Source organism: Pseudorhodoplanes sp., assembly GCF_046289595.1.
In the GTDB taxonomy this organism is placed as follows: Bacteria; Pseudomonadota; Alphaproteobacteria; order Rhizobiales; family Xanthobacteraceae; genus Pseudorhodoplanes.
Map to the genome: position 1 here is coordinate 1 of NZ_JBKBVB010000021.1, position 18,709 is coordinate 18,709.

An 18,709-nucleotide genomic window follows, 5' to 3' on the forward strand; every position below is an offset into this window, starting at 1 on the left:
CGGCGCGATGATCCGCCACTCCGCATCACTGAGATCGAAACGGGCCATGATCTCCTCCGTCAGGAGGTTGAATCACTTTACACCCGCTTCGGGAATCCCCTTTATGGGTACAGAACCTAGGCCGCAGCCTGGGTCAGCGCCTCGACGATCTCGTCGACCACCTCTTCGACCAGATATTGGTCGTCGCCCTCGCCCATCACCCGGATCACCGGCTCGGTGCCGGAGGGGCGGATCACCAGACGGCCATTGCCGTTCAGCCGCGCGGTGGCGCCGTCGATCGCCTGTTTGACGCTCGCATCGTCGAGCGGGGTGCCCTTCTTGTAGCGCACATTCTTCAGGATCTGCGGCAGCGGATCGAACACATGGCAGACCTCGGACACCGGCCGGTTCTGCCGCTTGACCACCGCCAGAACCTGCAAGGCCGCAACGAGGCCGTCGCCGGTCGTCGCATAATCCGACAGGATGATGTGGCCGGATTGTTCGCCGCCGAGATTGAAGCCGTGCTCGCGCATGTGTTCCAGCACATAGCGGTCGCCGACCGGGGTGCGCGACAGCGACAGGCCGAGCGACTTCAGGTACCGCTCGAAGCCGAGATTGGACATGATGGTCGCGACCACGCCCGGCTTGGCGAGGCGGCCGTCCTCCTTCCAGCTTCCGGCGATCACCGCCATCAGCTGGTCGCCGTCGATGACATGGCCCTTCTCGTCCACGATCACCACGCGGTCGGCATCGCCGTCGAGCGCAATGCCGACATCGGCGCGCACCTCGCGCACCTTGGCGCAGAGCGCGGCCGGCTCGGTCGAGCCGCAATCCTTGTTGATGTTGAAGCCGTCCGGATCGATGCCGATCGCGATCACCTCGGCGCCGAGCTCCCACAACGCCTCCGGCGCCACCCGGTAGGCCGCGCCATTGGCGCAATCGACCACGACGCGCAGACCGTCGAGCGACAGATCGCGCGGCAAGGTGCGCTTGGCGAATTCGATATAGCGGTCCTGCACGCCGTCGATGCGCTTGGCGCGGCCGAGATCGGCGGACTTGGCGAGGCGGCGCGTGACATTCTCCTCCATCACGCTTTCGATTTCGGCCTCGACCGTGTCGGAGAGCTTGTAGCCGTCCGGACCGAACAGCTTGATGCCGTTGTCGTCGTAGGGGTTATGCGAGGCCGAGATCATCAGCCCGAGATCGGCGCGCATCGAGCGCGTCAGCATCGCGACGGCGGGCGTCGGCATCGGGCCGAACAGCAGCACGTCCATGCCGACCGACGTGAAGCCCGCAACCAGCGCGGTCTCGATCATGTAGCCGGACAGCCGGGTATCCTTACCGATCACCACGCGGTGGCGATAATCGCCGCGCTGAAAGACGAGGCCGGCCGCCTGGCCGACCTTGAGCGCAAGCTCGGGCGTAATGACGCCATTGGCGCGCCCGCGAATTCCGTCCGTGCCGAAAAATCGACGTGTCACGCTGGAACCCCCGTCCCCGTTACCGTCAGGTCCGTGTAGCGCCATCCTAGCGGATGCGACTTCACAAGTTGTGAGCAAAAGTTGCAGCAAACGGCCTGCCGTGGCGGTAGCGTTAACGCCAAGGCCCCGCATCCGCAATGGGTGTGCGGTTCAGATCTCGTCCTTGTCCTTCGGCGAATGCGGCGGCTGCACCACATTGACCGGGTCCGAGCCGGGGAAGGTCTCCTCCAGGCCCTCGTCCAGCGCCTTGTCGAGCCGCTCCTTTTGCTGGCGCTCCTGTTCGCGGTTGGACGTCGACTCGCCCGATCCCGCTTCGCCGGGCTTTTTGCCGCTTTGCACCATTTTACCCTCCGCTCCGGGAAGAGCGCCGTCAACGCGCCCCGCCGCCGGCCGGTTCCCGCATTTTGCGCCACCGCGCGGTATGTTACGGAAGAACCGGAAGGGTGGATACGCCAATGACGCCGATTACCTGCATCGAAGACCTGCGCCAGCTCGCCGAACGGCGGGTGCCGCGCGCCTTCTTCCAGTATGTCGATTCCGGCTCCTATGCCGAGGAGACCTTCCGCGCCAACCGGGCCGACATGGAGCGCGTCAAGCTGCGCCAGCGCGTCCTCGTCAATGTCGACAAGCGCGACCTCTCCACCACCATCGTCGGCCAGGACGCCGCGCTGCCGATCGCGCTCGCCCCGATCGGGCTGTGCGGCATGCAGCATGGCAACGGCGAAATCCTCGCCGCCGAAGCCGCGAATGAGGCCGGCATCCCGTTCTGCATGTCGACCATGTCGATCTGTTCGATGGAGCAGGTGGCGGAGGCGACCAGGAAGCCGTTCTGGTTCCAGGTCTATGTGATCCGCGACCGCGGCTTCATCGCCGACCTGATCGCGCGCGCCAAGGCGGCGAACTGCTCCGCGCTGGTTCTCACCGTCGATCTGCAGGTGCTCGGCCAGCGCCATCGCGACATCAAGAACGGCATGACCGTGCCGCCGCAGATCAAGCTCGCCAATGTGCTGGACATCATGTCGAAGCCGCGCTGGGCGATGAGCATCCTGAATGCCAAGAGCAAGACCTTCGGCAATCTCGCCGGTCACGTGAAGGGCATGGAGGGCGTCAATTCGCTGGCGCAATGGACCAACAGCCAGTTCGATCCGACGCTGAGCTGGCAGGATGTCGACTGGATCCGCTCGCTGTGGCCGGGCAAGCTGATCGTCAAGGGCATTCTCGATGTCGAGGATGCCAGACTCGCCACCAAATGCGGCGCCGATGCCATCGTGGTGTCGAATCATGGCGGCCGCCAGCTCGACGGCGCGCCGTCATCGATCTCGATGCTGCCGAAGATTGCGGACGCGGTCGGCAGCGACATCGAGGTGATGTTCGACGGCGGCATCCGCTCGGGGCAGGATCTGTTCCGCGCACTCGCGCTCGGCGCCAAGAGCTGCCTGATCGGCCGCGCCTATATCTACGGCCTCGGCGCGCTCGGCAAGCCGGGCGTCAAGACCGCGATCGACATCATCCGCAAGGAACTCGACATCACCATGGCGCTGACCGGCGTGACGAAAATCGCGGACATCGACCGGCGCACGCTCGCGAGCGAGACCGTACCGGACGAGACGCGGGTGCTCGAACTTGCGGAAACGCGCAAGAAAGCCGGCTGACGACAGGACGACTTCGGGCCGCGGGCACACACCTGTTCGTTCCCGCGCAAGCGGGAACCCGGAAGCGGATGCTCACACAATTGTAGCCGAAGACCGTCTTTGCGCCGCACAGGACGGTCGGTGGATCGCGCCCTTGGCCTCAATCCACCTCTATCTGCGCGTCACTTCAAGCCGAAACAAAATCGGCGCCGCCGTGATCCGGCCGCATGGGTCTGGCCGTATTGATTGTGACAGAATTAATACGGATAAGTATCAGCCAGGTTACATGGCGGAGTTTTCCATGCAATTCACGCGGCGACGGCAGCCGGATGCACTGGTCTGGTCGCAGGCGGTGGCGCGCTGGTGGGGCGTGCTGACGCTGGTCAGCCTGATCAATATCGCGGTCTGGTTCGCGCTCTACCGCACCCTGAACGAGCCGCAGGCGGGGACGATCGGCGGCAATGCCGGGATCGGCGTGATGCTGGCGCTGTGCGCCGCCTATGTGTTCGGCTGCGCCTTCCGCTCGCTCTTGCCGCGCGCCGATGTGCAGCGCATCTGCCTGTTCGACACCTGGCTGTCGAGCGTCATGGTCGGACGCAGTGTCGCAACGGTCGCCGAAATCTGCTTTGCGGTGCAATGGGCCATCATCCTCCACCGGCTCGGCGTGATGACCGGCGCGCAGATAACGGTCAGCGCCGCGCTGATCATCGTGCCGCTGATCCTGATCGCGGAGGCCTTTTCGTGGTACGCCGTGCTGACGAAGAAATACTGGGCCAACGCGGTCGAGAATTCGATCTGGGCGGCGGCGTTCTTCATCGTCGGGCTCGCCCTGTTCCGGCTCATTCCGGAATTCGAAGGCGCGGTCCGCGGGGTGCTGCTGATCGCCGTCCTCGGCATCGCCTTCTATCTCGCCTTTCTCGCGACCGTGGACGTGCCGATGTATGTCAAGCGCTGGCGCGAGGAGACGGCGCGCGGCACGAAACCGCTGCATCCGCTGGAGGGACTGCGCGACGTCAACCGGCGCTGGGTGGTGACGCGCGACATTTCCGAATGGCGCGAGGAAATTCCGTGGATGTCGCTTTATTTCAGCGCCGCGGTCTGGGCGAGTCTTGCGCTGTGCGTGGTGTTCGCACTTGAACGCGAATTGCCGCGCTATCGCACCGCGCCGGTTGCGGAATGGTCCGCGCAGACGCCCTCGGATCGCGGCGCATCAGAGCGCGGCGAACGTGCCATGCGAGCTGACCGGCCTTCACGGTAGCAGAAGCGGCAAGAAAAAGCCGGACCGCCTTGCGGCGGTCTGGCTTAAGTGGTCGCCGGAATCAATTCTGCTGCGGAATATTCGCCTCTTTGACGATCTTGGCGTATTTCGCCACGTCATCATTGAACTTCTTGGCAAATTGTTCGGGCGAGCTGCCGACCGGTTCGGCAACGAATTGCGCCAGCCGTTGGCGCACATCGGGTGCTTCCAGCGCCTTCTTGGCCGCCTGATAGAGGCGCTGCACGACGGCGTCCGGCGTCTTGGCCGGGACGAAAAAGCCCTGCCAGCTGCCCATGTCGAAGCCCTTGACGCCCTGCTCGGCGATGGTCGGCAGATCCGGCAAGGCCTTGGCGCGCGAGGCGCTGGTGACCGCAAGGCCCTTGACCAGCTTGTTGTCGACATTGGCGCGGCCGGTCGCGACCGGAACGATGGCGAGATCGACCTCGCCCGAAATCAGCGCGGTGTTGAGCGGCGCGTCGCCCTTGTAGGGCACGTTGGCGATGTCGATCCCGGCTTCCTTCTTCAGCAGTTCCATCGACAGATGCAGCGGATTGCCGATGCCGGTCGAACCATAATTCAGCACGCCTGGCTTCTTCTTCGCCAGCGCGATCAGCTCCTGCACGTTATTGGCTTCCAGCTTCTTCGATCCGACCAGAAGCAGCGGCGATTCGATCAGCTGCGTGACCGGGATGAAGTCCTTCACCGCATCGAACGGCAGCGAGCGATAGAGCGAGGGACTGATGGCGTGGCCGTTGGTGGTGAGAAGCACGGTGTAGCCGTCGGGCGCAGAGCGCGCCACAGCGTCGGCCGCAAGATTGCCGCCGGCGCCCGGCCGGTTCTCGATCACCACCGGCTGGCCGAGCGATTCCGACATTTTCTGCCCGACCACGCGCGCCACCGTATCGACGGCGCCGCCGGCGGCAAACGGCACGACGATCCGCACCGGCTGGGTCGGATAGGTCTGCGCTACGGCGCCGGTCGCGGCGAAGGCCGCGATCAGGCCGGCGAGGATGATGGATACGCGCTTCATGAGCGAAATCTCCCTGCGATTGTCTTTGAGTGCTGTCCCGGTCTTGTCAGGCCGGATTCGCGCGCGCTTTCCGGCCGTCAGGCCGCGATGCGGGTTTCCTTCAGATCGATCACGTCGAGCTTCAGATTCGTCAGCAGGCGGTAGATGGTGTCGATCTCGTCCTGCTTGGGCTTGGGCATCGGCGCGCGCATGAACGGATTCGGAATGAGGCCGCGCAGCCAGGTCGCGGTCTTGTAGCGGATATGCAGCCGGCCCATGTCGGCGATGTATTCCTGCAAGTCGCTGAGACCGCTGTCCCAGATCGCGCAGGCCTTTTCGAGGTCGCGCGCATCCCAGGCGTCGAGATGGTCGAGCATCGGCTCCTTGGCGAAGGTCCAGAAGCCGCTGAGCGTGCCGTCGAACATGCCGGTGGCGCGATATTCGTGGAAGCGCGAAGCGAGCGCGCCCATCACCGCGACCGGACGGTCGAGACCGCGCAGGCCCTTGGCGATCAGGCGGAAGCCTTCATAGGTGTAGGTCATCTTCCAGCCGACCACGTTCTTGACTTCGCGGCAGATGCGGAGCGTCGCGTTCAGCGGCAGACCGGGAAAGAAGGGCGGCTTGGCGCCGCCGACCGGATGGGTGACGATCGGCAGATCGACGGCGCGATCCTGCGCGATGATCTGGTCGAGCCAGATTTCCGGATAGCCGTCGGCATCCCAGCAAGAGGTCACGTCCTGCGCGCCGCCGGGAGGCGTCACGAAAATGCCGTCGACGCCGAGCGCCTTGCAGTCCTTTGCGGTCTCGACGGTTTCTTCCGTGGTCAGCGCCCAGGTGCCGGCGATGATCGGCAATTTGCCATGCGCCTCTTCCATCGCGATTTCGAGGACGCGACGCTTTTCCTCGCGCGTCATATAGAAAATCTCGCCGGCTTCCGGATTGATGCACAGCCCGCCTTCGCGCGCGAAGCGCTTGTCGTCGGCGAAATAGCGGACATAGGATCGGAAGGCCTGTTCGTCGATCTTGAACGAGCGGTCGTAGGGCAGCAGCACGGCGACGTAGCGGCGGTGACCGACAGTCAGCATGGGGACCTCCCGAAGTTTTGTCGCCGGTTTGGCGACAGCATTTGCTTTCGGCGTTCAAAGCCCATGCGGATCATAAATGCAATTTCATTATCCTCATAAAGATATAAACTTCATTCATGATACCGACGAGGCTTCACCCGTGAACCTGCGCAGCATCGACCTCAATCTGCTGGTGGCCTTCGACGCCCTGGTCTCCGAACAGAGCGCCTCGAAGGCGGCGGCGAAACTTGGCGTGACGCAGCCCGCGGTCAGCCACGCACTCAAGCGGTTGCGCGATCTGTTCAAGGACGAACTGCTGGTGCGCGGGCCGCACGGCATGCAGCCGACCGGGCGGGCGCTGTCGCTGCACCCGCAGGTGCAGTCGGTCTTGGCCGACATCCGTTCGATCGTCTCAAGCGGGGCCGAATTCGAACCCGCGACAACGGAGCGCACCTTCCGGCTGTCGATGAGCGACGCCATGAGCGTGGAAGCGCTGCCGTCGATCGTGCGGCGCATCCGCCGCGAGGCGCCGCGCATCGATCTCGTCATCAGCACGTCGGGCCCTCAGGAATCCTGCCAGCGCATCGCCGACGACGAGATCGATCTCGCCATCGGCGTGTTCCCGCATGTGCCGAAAGACCTGTTCGCGCGCGAGCTGTACCGCGACACGCTGATCTGCGTCGCCGACAAGCGCAATCCACGCCTGAAAAACCAGACCATGACCCTGCAGGATTATCTGGAATCGCCGCATGTCACCGTGGCGCGCTTTCGCGATACCGGCATTCAGGTCGATGAAATCCTCGACTCCATGGGCATTCCGCGCCGCATCGTGGTCGCGGTGCCGCATTATCTCAGCATCCCGTCGCTGATCCGCGGCACCGATCTGGTGGCGCATACCAGGCGGCGGCTGCTCTCGGTGTTCCGGCTGACCTCGGATCTCGTGGTGTTTCCGGTGCCGCTGCCGATGCCGGTGCCGGAGCTGGAATTCATCCAGATCTGGCACAAGCGCTATGAAGGCGATCCCGGCCACCGCTGGCTGCGCGATCTGGTGCTCGACGCGGTGCGGCGGAAGGCGAGTTGACGATCCTGCCCAGGCACCGCCCCACCTTTACATAACTTTACATTCCGCACATCCCCGCGAAACGGCCCTCCTCCAGATTGGCGACGTGGCCGGCGGCACCCCCGCGCCGAGCCGCCCCGCTTCTGGAGACCCCCGATGACCGAGCCCCACACAGCGACCAAAACCGAAACCGGCATCAAATTGCCCTCACGCGTCACCCCGCCGCCGGTGCCGCGCACCCGCCGCGGCCGCCAGATTCTGTTCGCCGCACTGATCGGCGTCACCACCGTGATCGCCGGCGCCGCCGTGAGCAAGGCGTTCAGCAATCCCTTCGCCTTCGGCCATGGCGAATTCGGCATGCGCGGCCCTTGGTCAGGCCCTTGGTCCGGACCGCTCGATCCCGCGATGATCGAGGATCGTGCCGACCGCATGGTGCGGCATCTGTCGATCGAGCTCGATGCCTCGAACGAGCAGCAGGAAAAGCTGCGCGGCATCATGCGCGCCCTGCTGAAGGATGTGCTGCCGATGCGCGAGCAGGCCTTCTCCGCTCGCCGTCAGGCGCGTGAATTGCTGACCGCAACCACGATCGACCGCGCCGCGATGGAAAAGCTGCGCGCCGACCAGATCGCGCTCGCCGACAGCGTGTCGAAGCGCGTCACCCAGGCGCTGGGCGATGCCGCCGAAGTGCTCTCCCCCGAGCAGCGGCGCAAGCTCGCCGACCGCCTGCCGCCGCGCGGTCCGATGATGGGCTGGCGCCGCGGCTGAGCGCCGCGGTTGAAACTTCCCTCCTCCGGGAGCGATCGGGTGGGGGCCTTATTCATGTCCCCGCGAAGGCTCCCACCCGCTCGCTTTTCACGAATCCTTTCCCTCGCCCGGGGAAAGGCCGGGTGGGGGTCCGCTATCCGTCCCCAACGCGTAGACCCCCACCCGCTCTGTTTGCTTTATGATGCCGCCCGTGACCGACCGCATCCTCCTGATCGAAGACGACCGGCGGCTCGCCGACATGGTGGCGCGCTATCTGGGCGAAGCCGGCTTCAACACCGCGATCGCGCCGAACGGCTCCGCCGGCATCGCGCTGCATGACCGCGAGCCGTTCGATCTCCTGATCCTCGACCTGATGCTGCCGGACATGGACGGCCTCGATGTCTGCCGCCGCATCCGCGAGAAAGCGCAGACCCCGATCCTGATGCTGACCGCGCGCGGCGATGCCATGGACCGCGTGGTCGGGCTCGAAATGGGCGCCGACGATTATCTGCCGAAACCCTTCGAGCCGCGCGAACTCCTGGCGCGGCTGCGCGCGCTGTTGCGCCGCGCCAAGTCCGGGCTGAAATCCGATGTCTTTCGCTTCGGCCGGCTGGAAATCGACACCGGCGCGCGGCAGGTGCGGCTCGATGGCGAGGAGCGCAGCCTGACCGGCTACCAGTTCGCGCTGCTGCTCGCGCTCGCCGAACATGCCGGCCGGGTGCTGTCGCGCGATACGCTGATGACGCTGGTCAAGAACGAATCGCTTGAGGCCTTCGACCGCTCCATCGACGTGCATGTCTCGCGCATCCGCGCCGCCATCGAGGACGATCCGAAGCGGCCGAAGCGCGTCATCACCGTGCGCGGCGCGGGCTATGTCTTCGCCAAGAACCAGGATTGACGTTGTCGTGCGAAGCCCGAACCGCATTCTCCGCTCATTCCGACGAAGGCGGGAATCCAGTCGGTTTGATTCCGGGTCCCGGCTTTCGCGGGGACAAGCGGATGAAAGAGCGAGGCTATAACCACCTCATGAAGCGCCTCTATCTCAAAATCTACCTGACCATCGTGGTGGCGCTGCTCTCGGTAGTGATCGTGTCCGGCGCGATCTGGCGGTTCGGCAAGCCGCCGGGGCCGGTCGCGGAAGGCTTCGAGGTGGCGGGCGAGCTTCTGTCCGGCGTTCTGCCGCCGGCCGACGCGCCGGCTGCCGCGCAGCAGACGGCGATCCGCCAATTCGCGCAGCGGCTTCAGGTCAATGTCGCGCTGTTCGACAAGGAACTGAAGCTCGTCGCCTCCTATGGCGAGCCACCGCCGCCGCCCTTGTCGCGGCGTCCCGGCTGGATGCCGACCGCCGGCGGCGCCGCCTGGAATGTGCCGCTGCCGGACGGCCGCTGGATCGTCGCCACCGCCGCCAACGAACGCCGCCATCCCGCCATCGGCCTCATCCTGCTGCTCGGGGGTATCGCGCTGATCATCGCGCTGTGCGCCTTTCCGGTGGTGCGCGGGCTGACCCGGCGGCTGGAACGCCTGCAGCAGGGCGTCGAAACGCTGGGCGCCGGCAATCTCAGTTCGCGCGTGAAGGTGGAGGGCTGCGACGAGGTGGCGCGGCTTGCCGGAAGCTTCAATCGCGCCGCGGAGCGCATCGAGGAACTGGTCAACGCGCACAAGCTGATGCTGGCCCATGCCTCGCATGAATTGCGCACGCCGCTGGCGCGCATCCGGCTTGGCATCGAGATGCTGGGCGAAGACGGCGATGCCAAAAACAGGGTCGCGCTGAACGAGGACATCGCCGAGCTTGACGGCCTGATCGACGCCATTCTGCTCGCCAGCCGGCTCGACATGACAAAGACGTTGCCGCAGCCCGAGGATGTCGATCTGCTCGCGCTTGTTGCCGAGGAGGCCGCCCATTTCGACGATTGCACGGTGGACGGCGCGCCGCTGACGGTCACCGCCGACCGGCGCTTTCTGCGGCACCTGATCCGCAATCTTCTCGAAAACGCCGACCGTCACGGCAAGCCGCCGGTGACGGTGACGGTCGCGCGCGATGGCCGCGATGCCATCGTCGATGTCTGCGACAGCGGCGCGGGGATTCCGGAGGGCGAACGCGAGCGTATCTTCACGCCATTCTACCGGCTCAACGGCGAAACCAAGGGCTCCGGCCTTGGCCTGTCGATCGCGCGGCAGATCGCGCGGCTGCATGGCGGCGAGGTCGCTGTCGTGCAGCGCAGCGATACGCAAAGCTGCATCCGCGTCAGCCTGCCCGTGACCTCGGTGCATGACCGCGGAGCAGGTATGGGCGATGCGCAGAAGTGACGTTCGCCTGGGCTCAACCGATCCGGGGCTCTTGTCGCCGCGAAGAGCGCACGCATTCCTGTAGTGCGCTGACGAAAGCGGCGGCAGGCTCGCTGAGCCGCCGTTCCTTTGCCCAACTGATGCCCAGAGCACGCGATGCGCCTGCCTCAGTGAGACGAATCGCCCTTAGCAGACCGGCTTTCTGTTCGATCGTCACCAACTGCTTCGGCATGATCGCTACGCAGTCACTGTGCATCGCGATCGACTTCATTGCGGCCATCGAATTGGTAACAATGGCGCGCTGCGGCCAGGTGAGGCCGGCCACCACGAACAGCGCCTCAAGCTGACGGTGAAACGCGCTTTGGTCGCTTGGAAGAACCCATTCGACCTCGGCCAGTTGCCGCAGGGAGAGAGAGCGGCGCGATGCCAGCGGATGATCCTCGCGCACGATCACACTGAACGGATCGAAGGTCAGTTGCTGTTCTTCGATTCCGTCAAATGGCGCATAAACGCCGATAGGCCCCACCATCACATCAAGGCTACCTTTAAGCAGAGCAGGCATGCCCTCGTGAAACACGGTCTCAATCACTCGGGCCGCAAGCATGGGCATTTCCTTTTTGAGCAGGGCCAGAGCGCGGGGAACAAGACTGGCTGCGGCAACCGGCGTAACCCCGACATTGAGCGGACCCAGCTGTGACATGCGCCGAAAGCGAACCTCCTCCAGAGCGCGCTCCATCTGCGTTTCGAGAATCTCGGCGTGCCGCGCCAGCGCCTGCCCCGCATCGGTGAGACGCGCGCCGGATCGGCCGCGATCGAGCACCCGCGTTTTCAGGCGGCTCTCGAGCTGCGAGATGCTGTTGGACAAGGCCGGCTGCGACATTCGCAGCAAGGTCGCGGCGCCGCTGAAGGAACCGCATCGTGCGATGGCGAGCAAATGCATGAACTGGCGGTAGTCCGGATACATTTTCTAGATCTATGGAAATTGAATATTTCCATATTTGACACTTATCGAATTTGGAAAGTCAATTGCGGCCAAGAACACGGGCCCAAAGCCTCGCGCAGCGAGGCCGGACAAGGGAGGACGATTTGAGCCACTTGCCTGAAAGAATTCATCTTGTGGGAAGCATCGGTCTGGACAATGCCCAGGAGGTGTTTCGCACCGTGGGCCGCAGTTTCGGGCGACGGCTGCGGCGCATTCCGGACGGTGAGCCGGGACCGCGCCGGCTCTGGGTGAGCTTCCAGTATCCGTTTCTGCGATCGAGCCCGTTTTTGCGGCCCGATCCGAGCGGCGCGGTTCGCAAGACCTCAGGTTTCCCGCTTTTGTGTCTTGCGCCAGACGTAAAGCCGGACGACGTCCGCTTTGGCGAACTCGGCTACGCTCGCGAGGCGCGCGCGTCTTATCTCGATTTCTGTGAGGCCCGCAAACGAGGCGACATTGTTGAGGGTGTGCGTTTCCAAGTCTGCCTCCCCACTCCCATGGGGGTGATCTATGCCTTTTGCACGGCGAGGGACATTGCCGCGATCGAACGCGCCTATGAGGCCGCTGTCGTTCGTGAAGTCGAGGAAATCTGCCGGGCCATTCCGCATCGCGATCTCTGCATCCAGTGGGATTTTTGCCACGAGATGATCATTTGGGATGGCCAACCGCAGGACATGTTCCCGCTGGTCCATACCTCCAACGCCGAGATCGTGGCGCGAATCGCGCGCATCTGCGAGCCAATCCCGCCGGATGTCGAACTGGGTTTTCATCTTTGCTACGGCGATTTCGGCGCCAAGCATTTCATTGAGCCACTCGATACCGGCAAGATGGTCGAGGTCATGAACGCGATTGCGGGTGCTGTCGCCCATGACATCGCCTATTTTCATCTCCCGGTTCCGATGGCGCGTCACGACGAGGAATACTTCCGGCCTCTGGCCGGGCTCAAGCTGCCTGCATCGACTGAAATCTATCTCGGCCTGGTGCACGGCAAAGATGGTCCCGAGGGAACGCGTCGCCGTATCGCGTCCGCTCGCAAATTTCTCGATGACTTTGGCATTGCCACCGAATGCGGAATGGCACGGGCGCGCACCGCCGATGTCATCAAGGCTCTTTTGGACGTTCATCTTGCAACATCGGCCGAGCCTCCACCGGCAGGCCGATGACTAAGCAACCATAAAAGAAAGATAGGGAGGATGAAATGCTGCCTCGCATTCTGATTTTCTGGCTTTCCGCCATCCTGACGACGACAACGGTACAGGCTCAGTCCTGGCCGGAGCGGCCGGTCCGGATCGTCGTCTCGCAGGCTGCCGGATCGACGCCGGATATCATCTGCCGCATTCTGGCAGACAAGCTGTCGGCGGCCTTCGGTCAGCAATTCTTCGTCGAAAACCGCCCCGGCGGGGCCAACATCGTCGGCGCGCAGGCCGCGGCGAAGTCGCCGCCCGACGGCTATACCTTCTTCTTTGCGACTGCTGCTGCGCTCGCGAGCAACCCGCACACCTTCAAGACCCTGCCCTACGATCCGCTTCGCGATTTCGCGCCGGTGTCGATGATCGCAAAAGGCCCCTTTTTCATTCTCGCCAATCCCGCCCTGAAGGCGAGCAGCCTCAAAGAGGTGATCGCCAGAGACAAGGCCGATCCCGGCAAGATGGCGATCGCAACGGAGGGCTCGCGCAATTTCACCGGCATTCTCGCGGGATGGCTGAACCGGAAGGCCGGCACCAAGCTGGTCGAAGTGCCGTACACGACGATCACCAACGGCGTGCAGGACGCGATCACCGGACGCGTCCAACTCATCAGCTTGCCGATCACCTCGGCCGCGCCCTTTATCGCCAGCGGTGAGCTCACGCCGCTCGCGGTCAGCTCGCTCAAGCCGATGCCGAAATTCGAGTCGATTCCGCCGATTGCGGAAACCTTGCCGGGCGTCGAGCTGGTTGGCTGGTTCGTCCTGGTCGCACCAGCCGGGACGCCCGAGGCAATCGCTCAGAGGGTTAATCAGGAGATGAACAAGATTCTGAACGATCCCGCGATGCGCGAACGGCTGGTCGAGCTCGGCTTTTTCAGCGACGGCGGCGAGACCGTTGCGGCCACCGGCAAATTCATCAAGGAGCAATACGAAATCTGGAAAGAGGTCGTGCGCGATATCGGCCTCGAACCTCAATAGCGGCATGGCCGGTTTGACGTAGAGTGAGGGCTGATCGGCTTTCGCCGTTGACGCAGCGCCGCTATGGTCCGCGCGCCATGCCAGCCGGGACGCACAGCCCTTTCATCACCGTCATCTGTCTCGGCGCAGTCCAGATTCTGGCCTGGGGCTCGTCCTTCTATTTTCCCGCGGTGCTGGCCGCGCCGATCGCCGCCGATACCGGCTGGCCGCTCTCGGCCATTGTCGGCGGCGTCTCGGTCGGTCTTCTGGTCGGCGGGCTGATCTCGCCCCGGATCGGCGCGCTGATCGGGACGCATGGCGGCCGGCCGGTGCTGGCGGCGAGTTCGCTCCTGTTCGCCGCGGGGCTTGCCGGGATCGGGCTTGCGCCTTCGCTCGCATTCTATTTTGCCGCCTGGGTGGTGGTCGGGCTCGGCATGGGCACGGGGCTCTATGACGCGGTGTTCGCCGCGCTCGGCAAGCGCTACGGGCAGGCAGCGCGCGGACCGATCACGCAGCTGACGCTGTTCGGCGGCTTCGCCTCCACGGTGTGCTGGCCGCTCAGCGCATTTCTCGTGGAGGCGGTCGGCTGGCGCGGCACCTGTTTCGTCTATGCCGCGCTGCATCTCGCGCTCGCTTTGCCGCTGCAGCTTTACGCCATGCGCGGCCCCGCACCCGCCGCGCCCGAGGAGCCGCCGCTTCCGCTTCGCGCGGAGACGGACGCCTTGCCCTCCGCCACGCACCGCGAAACCGCGATCCTGGTGCTGCTCGCGCTCATTCTCTCGATCGCCGCCGGCATCGGCTCGATCATCGTGGTGCATCTGCTCATCGTCCTGCAGGCGCGCGGCCTCGACTTTGCCGCGGCGGTCGCGCTCGGCATGCTGTTCGGCCCGGCGCAGATCGCCGCCCGCGTGGTCGAGAGCCTGTTCGGGGCGCGCTATCATCCGCGCTTCACCCTGATCGCGTCGGTCGCGCTGATGGCGATCGGCCTGCTCCTGCTCACATCCGCGCCCGCGATCCTCGCGGTCGCGGTGATCCTCTATGCCGCGGGCTACGGCATTTCCTGGATCGCACGCGGCACGCTGCCGCTCGCGATCTTCGGCGCCGCACGCTATCCGGCGCTGATGGGCCGGATCGCGATGCCGAGCCTGATCGTGCAGGCGCTGGCTCCGGCCGCGGGCGCGGTCGCCATCGAGCATCTCGGCATTCCGGCGACGCTGATGCTGCTGTCGGCCTTCGCGCTCCTCAATGTCGCGCTCACGGTCGCATTGTCTTTGCGCGTCGCTTCGGCACAATCGCGGCCATGACCGCCGCTCCGAACAGCCGCCCCGCGCCGCAGCTCCGCACCGCCTATCCCTATCTGCGCGCGATCCCGACGCGCTGGATGGACAACGACGTCTACGGCCACGTCAACAACGTCACCTATTACTCGTATTTCGACACGATCGTGAACGGCTACCTGATCGAACAGGGCGCGCTCGACATCGCGCAAAGCCCCGTCATCGGCCTCGTGGTCGAGACCCAATGCCATTACTTCAGGCCCCTCGCCTTCCCCGATCTCGTCACCGCGGGACTGCGCGTCGCGCATCTTGGCCGCACCAGCGTGCGGTATGAGATCGGCATTTTCCGCAATGACGATGCGCAGGCCGCCGCGCAGGGCCATTTCGTGCATGTCTATGTCGACCGCTCAGGCGGCCGCCCGGTGCCGCTGCCGGATGCATTGCGCCGGGCGGTGGAGGGACTGGTTACCTGAGGCGGCACCACACACTCCGCTCATTCCCGCGAAGGCGGGAATCCAGCGCAGTCTCGCCATACCGTACGCGTTCGCGGCTCTGGGTGCCCGCCTTCGCGGGGACGAGCGGGAGAGAGCTTGCGTTATTTAAATAAAAGGACTATATTCCTTTCCATGCGCCTCCCCTACCGCTCCGTCCTCGATGCCCCGGTGATCCGCCGGGTGCGGGTCACGCCCGATACGCCGGACGGCCTGCCCGAGCGCGAACCGCGCAGCCGCCGTCCGCATGGCGACATGAAGGTCGCCGCCGTCCGCCGGCTGATCGAGGAAACCACGCTGACCTATAGTGAAATCGCAAAGCGCACCGGCGTCGGCCGGGCCTCGATCTGCCGCTGGACGCGCGACCAGAACTGGCAGCGCCCGCTATTCGCGCCCCGCGCCACCGACACCGTGCCGCGCGCCAGGGCCAGCGCGAAACTGAAGCGCCGCACGCTGGCCGCGCGGCTCGACGCGCTGGCGCAGCGTTACGTCGCTGAACTCGAGGAGACGCCCGGTGTCGATCTCGACAGGCTCGCCGCCGCGCTCGAGCTTGCGAAGATGGCGAGGCTCGCGGCGATGCCGCGGAAGCGGCGGGGCACGCTTGCCCGCGAACAGCGCGAAGCGGCGAACGCAGCCCTGTCCGCGCTCGTCCCCGCGCAACAGCGCGAACTCCCTCCCCCGGTCGTCCCCGCGAAAGCGGGGACCCATTGGCAAACTCAGGAATCAGTGGCTGACACGCTCGCCCGCCTGCGCGCCGAGGGCGTGCGGCTCGACCGCGCGCCGGACGAAGCGGTGAAGGATTTCATCGATGCCCATGCGCCGCCGCGCGAGGAGCCGGCGCTGCGCAAGCGCGGCCGCTATTCCAAGCGGGTGCGCGCGCATCGGCGGATGTTCGATTGGGGACGGGATTAGGAGCGTTTTGCAAATTAGGGGTGCATTAAGATTGGAAACCACATTTGTCATAATAGCAGTTGAAATGTTCTCTATTTGTTCTATGATACAACTGCGCCGTGTGTGGGGTGATTCGTTCGAATGCCGAAGCAGCAGCGCATCCGGGATCCATTGCACGACCTTATCGAATTTGATGTCGGAAGGTCACAGATTGATCGTGTCCTCTGGGATGTCCTCCAGACGAGGCCGTTTCAACGGCTCCGGAGAATAAAGCAACTCGGATTTTCGGACCTAGTGTACCCAGGGGCAACTCACTCGCGGCTGCTTCACAGCGTGGGCGTTTTTCACACGGCGAAGCGTTTGATGACCGTTATCGACAAATTTGTTCCGGCGAAGGACCAGAAAGCATTCCAGGCGCTCGCTGCGGCGCTCTTGCACGACGTGGGTCACGGCCCTTTTAGTCACGCCTTCGAAAAAATCGGCGAACGCTTCGACTTGAAGATGGCGCACCACGAGACGGTAAGCGATGCACTAATTCGCGACAGCGAAATCACGCCGCTCTTGTGCAACGAGATGGGAAGCGGTTTCGCAAACGACGTCGCCGATATGGTCACCGGCAGCGGCATTCGAACCATCTATTCCGCCGTCGTGTCTGGCCAATTCGATGCCGACCGCCTCGATTATATGCGCCGCGATCGCCTGATGACCGGCTCACAGCACGCCGCCATAGATTTCGAGTGGCTTATACAAAACCTTGAGGTCGATGCCGTGGAGCACAGCGTTGGCGAAACTCTGCTGCCGCCTGTGCAAACCTTTGTCCTTGGTAGGAAGGCAATCTTTGCAGCCGAGGCTTACGTTTTGGGTCTCTTCCAGCTCTACCCCACAGTGTACCTCCACAAGGCCACACGCGGCGCCGAGAAAATCTATGTGGAGTTGCTCGCGCGGACCTTTACGCTCGTAAAGAACGGACTTATCCAAAAAACTGGACTGCCCGCTACGCATCCCCTCGTGAAATTTGCCCAATCTCCCGATAATATCGAATGCGCGTTGGCACTTGACGATACTGTTATTTGGGGTGCGCTATCGCTAATGGCTGACGCCGAAGACGTGTGCATCAACACGCTTGCGCGCCGAATGCGAGACCGGAGACTCTACAAGTGCATCGACGTTCGCGCCAAGATCGCTCGCGACAGGAGCGACGGCGATGCCGTATCCGGCACCGCAGATAAGGTCTGCGAGAACATAAAGCTGGAGATCACGAAGTGTCTGGATGGGTGGTCAGAGAAGGCGCCGGACTCCCCTCCTCGGATTCTGGTCGACGAAGCGGAGCGATCACCTTACAAAGAGATGATGGAGGATCCGAAAGCGCCGCTTAATCAAGTAAATATCCGGACTGAAGGTGGCCGCCTGGAGGATCTCTCGAAACGGTCTGAGGTCGTTGCAAAACTCGGCATGTACAAATCGTTTCGCGTCTATCATGCAGAGGACGACGAGGACACGAAAAGGAAGCTCATCGACATCATGGACGCGGAGATTCGCAAATGGCCGGCCTAAACGAAGCACAGAGAGCCGCCGAAATCGTACGTGACGCCGGAGGCCACATCGTAGGACGTACGAGATTTCAAAAGATCGCGTTTATCCTCGAGGCCGCTGGTGTCGGCGCTGGCTTTCCGTTCCGGTACAAACACTACGGTCCGTACTCTGAGCAACTGGCCGCTGCGGCACAGACAGCGCGTATCTTCGGGATGCTCAACGAACAAGAGACTCCTGCCACGTGGGGCGGACTCTATTCGACGTACTATTCGTTACTTCCGCAGGATTATCAAACGCCTGAACCGCGTCGGCGCCTTGCGCAAGAACTCGTCAACGTTGACGCGGTGGAGTTAGAACTTGCAGCAACAGCGCTGTTTTTAGCTTCCGAGCGTTTTCAAGACCCTTGGGCTGAGACCGCACGACGTAAACCCGAAAAGGCAGATAGCGGACGGCTGCAACGCGCGCGCCAGCTATATGATCGACTACGCAGCATTCCAACGCCACGTCCTTTACCGCCCCTCTGATTGACAACGCGACGTGGTCCAATCGCCCGCGCACGTGGCCTGAGCAGATAGCCGCTCATCGCGGCGCGGCGCGGTCCTGATGCATCTCGCCGAGAAACTCATCGAGATCGAACGGCACGGCTTCCCCGCTTTGCTCGCCTTCGATCAGGGCCGCCCGCAGCCGCTCGACTTTCAGTTCCTGCTCTTCCAGAAGCAGCAGTCCTGCACGCACCACGTCGGTCGGCGAGTCGTAGCGGCCCGCCTGCACCTGGCGCTCGATGAAGTCGGCGAAATGCTCGCCGACCGGCACGGATGTGGTCTTGTTCATATGGCAAATATAACAACCGAGCGGTGTTGCGGCAATCGTGGCCGCGCCGCAT

At 63.9% G+C, this 18,709-nt stretch carries 19 protein-coding genes; 13 read left to right on the forward strand and 6 right to left on the reverse strand.

The window, feature by feature from the left end; translation table 11 throughout:
• Positions 1–116: 116 nt before the first annotated feature.
• On the reverse strand, positions 117–1,460 hold the full coding sequence (gene glmM, locus ACK41X_RS06720; protein ID WP_409720541.1) for a phosphoglucosamine mutase: 1,344 nt from the start codon (positions 1,458–1,460) through the stop codon (positions 117–119).
• A gap of 150 nt (positions 1,461–1,610) precedes the next feature.
• A complete protein-coding gene (locus tag ACK41X_RS06725; protein WP_409720543.1) occupies positions 1,611–1,802 on the reverse strand; it encodes a hypothetical protein in 192 nt (63 codons plus the stop codon).
• A gap of 113 nt (positions 1,803–1,915) precedes the next feature.
• On the opposite strand from ACK41X_RS06725, the gene ACK41X_RS06730 reads away from it, so the two are divergent.
• Both ACK41X_RS06730 and ACK41X_RS06735 read left to right on the forward strand, forming a co-directional pair.
• Positions 1,916–3,112 (forward strand): L-lactate dehydrogenase, encoded by a 1,197-nt coding sequence (locus tag ACK41X_RS06730; protein ID WP_409720545.1) that lies wholly within the window; start codon positions 1,916–1,918, stop codon positions 3,110–3,112.
• Positions 3,113–3,392: 280 nt separating this feature from the next.
• Positions 3,393–4,349 (forward strand): hypothetical protein, encoded by a 957-nt coding sequence (locus ACK41X_RS06735; protein WP_409720547.1) that lies wholly within the window; start codon positions 3,393–3,395, stop codon positions 4,347–4,349.
• 61 nt (positions 4,350–4,410) lie between these two features.
• Here the strand turns inward: ACK41X_RS06735 and ACK41X_RS06740 are convergent, their stop codons facing one another.
• On the reverse strand, positions 4,411–5,379 hold the full coding sequence (locus ACK41X_RS06740; RefSeq protein ID WP_409720549.1) for a tripartite tricarboxylate transporter substrate binding protein: 969 nt from the start codon (positions 5,377–5,379) through the stop codon (positions 4,411–4,413).
• Positions 5,380–5,456: 77 nt separating this feature from the next.
• Positions 5,457–6,443: a dihydrodipicolinate synthase family protein gene (locus tag ACK41X_RS06745; protein ID WP_409720551.1), complete on the reverse strand. Its 987-nt coding sequence runs from the start codon at positions 6,441–6,443 to the stop codon at positions 5,457–5,459.
• A gap of 139 nt (positions 6,444–6,582) precedes the next feature.
• On the opposite strand from ACK41X_RS06745, the gene ACK41X_RS06750 reads away from it, so the two are divergent.
• The 4 genes from ACK41X_RS06750 to ACK41X_RS06765 all read left to right on the forward strand — a co-directional run bounded on the left by ACK41X_RS06750 (position 6,583) and on the right by ACK41X_RS06765 (position 10,533).
• A complete protein-coding gene (locus tag ACK41X_RS06750; RefSeq protein ID WP_409720553.1) occupies positions 6,583–7,503 on the forward strand; it encodes a LysR family transcriptional regulator in 921 nt (306 codons plus the stop codon).
• Positions 7,504–7,638: 135 nt separating this feature from the next.
• On the forward strand, positions 7,639–8,247 hold the full coding sequence (locus ACK41X_RS06755; protein ID WP_409720555.1) for a Spy/CpxP family protein refolding chaperone: 609 nt from the start codon (positions 7,639–7,641) through the stop codon (positions 8,245–8,247).
• A 190-nt stretch (positions 8,248–8,437) separates the two neighbouring features.
• Positions 8,438–9,124, forward strand: coding sequence for a response regulator (locus ACK41X_RS06760; protein ID WP_409720557.1), 687 nt, complete (start codon positions 8,438–8,440; stop codon positions 9,122–9,124).
• Positions 9,125–9,225: 101 nt separating this feature from the next.
• Positions 9,226–10,533 (forward strand): ATP-binding protein, encoded by a 1,308-nt coding sequence (locus ACK41X_RS06765; protein ID WP_409720559.1) that lies wholly within the window; start codon positions 9,226–9,228, stop codon positions 10,531–10,533.
• Between the two features lie 13 nt (positions 10,534–10,546).
• Here the strand turns inward: ACK41X_RS06765 and ACK41X_RS06770 are convergent, their stop codons facing one another.
• Positions 10,547–11,476, reverse strand: a complete 930-nt coding sequence (locus ACK41X_RS06770) for a LysR family transcriptional regulator (protein WP_409720561.1) — start codon at positions 11,474–11,476, stop codon at positions 10,547–10,549.
• A 305-nt stretch (positions 11,477–11,781) separates the two neighbouring features.
• Here ACK41X_RS06770 and ACK41X_RS06775 point away from each other — a divergent pair, with 305 nt between their 5' ends.
• The 7 genes from ACK41X_RS06775 to ACK41X_RS06805 all read left to right on the forward strand — a co-directional run bounded on the left by ACK41X_RS06775 (position 11,782) and on the right by ACK41X_RS06805 (position 18,350).
• Positions 11,782–12,654, forward strand: coding sequence for a hypothetical protein (locus tag ACK41X_RS06775; protein ID WP_409720563.1), 873 nt, complete (start codon positions 11,782–11,784; stop codon positions 12,652–12,654).
• Between the two features lie 35 nt (positions 12,655–12,689).
• Positions 12,690–13,655 (forward strand): Bug family tripartite tricarboxylate transporter substrate binding protein, encoded by a 966-nt coding sequence (locus ACK41X_RS06780; RefSeq protein ID WP_409720565.1) that lies wholly within the window; start codon positions 12,690–12,692, stop codon positions 13,653–13,655.
• 77 nt (positions 13,656–13,732) lie between these two features.
• On the forward strand, positions 13,733–14,938 hold the full coding sequence (locus tag ACK41X_RS06785) for an MFS transporter (protein ID WP_409720567.1): 1,206 nt from the start codon (positions 13,733–13,735) through the stop codon (positions 14,936–14,938).
• Positions 14,935–15,384 carry an acyl-CoA thioesterase gene (locus ACK41X_RS06790; protein ID WP_409720569.1) on the forward strand — a complete coding sequence of 150 codons (450 nt, stop codon included), beginning with the start codon at positions 14,935–14,937 and terminating at the stop codon, positions 15,382–15,384. Before ACK41X_RS06785 ends, ACK41X_RS06790 begins: the two co-directional genes overlap by 4 nt.
• Positions 15,385–15,537: 153 nt before the next feature.
• Positions 15,538–16,314 carry a hypothetical protein gene (locus ACK41X_RS06795; RefSeq protein ID WP_409720571.1) on the forward strand — a complete coding sequence of 259 codons (777 nt, stop codon included), beginning with the start codon at positions 15,538–15,540 and terminating at the stop codon, positions 16,312–16,314.
• A 120-nt stretch (positions 16,315–16,434) separates the two neighbouring features.
• On the forward strand, positions 16,435–17,847 hold the full coding sequence (locus ACK41X_RS06800; protein ID WP_409720573.1) for an HD domain-containing protein: 1,413 nt from the start codon (positions 16,435–16,437) through the stop codon (positions 17,845–17,847).
• Positions 17,835–18,350, forward strand: a complete 516-nt coding sequence (locus tag ACK41X_RS06805; RefSeq protein ID WP_409720575.1) for a hypothetical protein — start codon at positions 17,835–17,837, stop codon at positions 18,348–18,350. Before ACK41X_RS06800 ends, ACK41X_RS06805 begins: the two co-directional genes overlap by 13 nt.
• A gap of 55 nt (positions 18,351–18,405) precedes the next feature.
• Here the strand turns inward: ACK41X_RS06805 and ACK41X_RS06810 are convergent, their stop codons facing one another.
• Entirely contained in the window at positions 18,406–18,657 is a 252-nt protein-coding gene (locus ACK41X_RS06810; RefSeq protein ID WP_409720577.1) for a type II toxin-antitoxin system ParD family antitoxin, read from the reverse strand.
• Positions 18,658–18,709: the final 52 nt, after the last annotated feature.

Excerpts from the sequence above, each read along its gene's own strand:
- ACK41X_RS06755 (WP_409720555.1), top strand. The coding sequence starts at position 7,639 with ATGACCGAGCCCCACACAGCGACCAAAACCGAAACCGGCATCAAATTG.
- ACK41X_RS06735 (WP_409720547.1), top strand. The coding sequence starts at position 3,393 with ATGCAATTCACGCGGCGACGGCAGCCGGATGCACTGGTCTGGTCGCAG.
- ACK41X_RS06800 (WP_409720573.1), top strand. The coding sequence starts at position 16,435 with ATGCCGAAGCAGCAGCGCATCCGGGATCCATTGCACGACCTTATCGAA.
- ACK41X_RS06790 (WP_409720569.1), top strand. The coding sequence starts at position 14,935 with ATGACCGCCGCTCCGAACAGCCGCCCCGCGCCGCAGCTCCGCACCGCC.
- ACK41X_RS06795 (WP_409720571.1), top strand. The coding sequence starts at position 15,538 with ATGCGCCTCCCCTACCGCTCCGTCCTCGATGCCCCGGTGATCCGCCGG.
- ACK41X_RS06785 (WP_409720567.1), top strand. The coding sequence starts at position 13,733 with ATGCCAGCCGGGACGCACAGCCCTTTCATCACCGTCATCTGTCTCGGC.
- ACK41X_RS06745 (WP_409720551.1), bottom strand. The coding sequence starts at position 6,443 with ATGCTGACTGTCGGTCACCGCCGCTACGTCGCCGTGCTGCTGCCCTAC.
- ACK41X_RS06730 (WP_409720545.1), top strand. The coding sequence starts at position 1,916 with ATGACGCCGATTACCTGCATCGAAGACCTGCGCCAGCTCGCCGAACGG.
- ACK41X_RS06740 (WP_409720549.1), bottom strand. The coding sequence starts at position 5,379 with ATGAAGCGCGTATCCATCATCCTCGCCGGCCTGATCGCGGCCTTCGCC.
- ACK41X_RS06805 (WP_409720575.1), top strand. The coding sequence starts at position 17,835 with ATGGCCGGCCTAAACGAAGCACAGAGAGCCGCCGAAATCGTACGTGAC.
- ACK41X_RS06770 (WP_409720561.1), bottom strand. The coding sequence starts at position 11,476 with ATGTATCCGGACTACCGCCAGTTCATGCATTTGCTCGCCATCGCACGA.
- ACK41X_RS06810 (WP_409720577.1), bottom strand. The coding sequence starts at position 18,657 with ATGAACAAGACCACATCCGTGCCGGTCGGCGAGCATTTCGCCGACTTC.
- ACK41X_RS06780 (WP_409720565.1), top strand. The coding sequence starts at position 12,690 with ATGCTGCCTCGCATTCTGATTTTCTGGCTTTCCGCCATCCTGACGACG.
- ACK41X_RS06725 (WP_409720543.1), bottom strand. The coding sequence starts at position 1,802 with ATGGTGCAAAGCGGCAAAAAGCCCGGCGAAGCGGGATCGGGCGAGTCG.
- ACK41X_RS06765 (WP_409720559.1), top strand. The coding sequence starts at position 9,226 with ATGAAAGAGCGAGGCTATAACCACCTCATGAAGCGCCTCTATCTCAAA.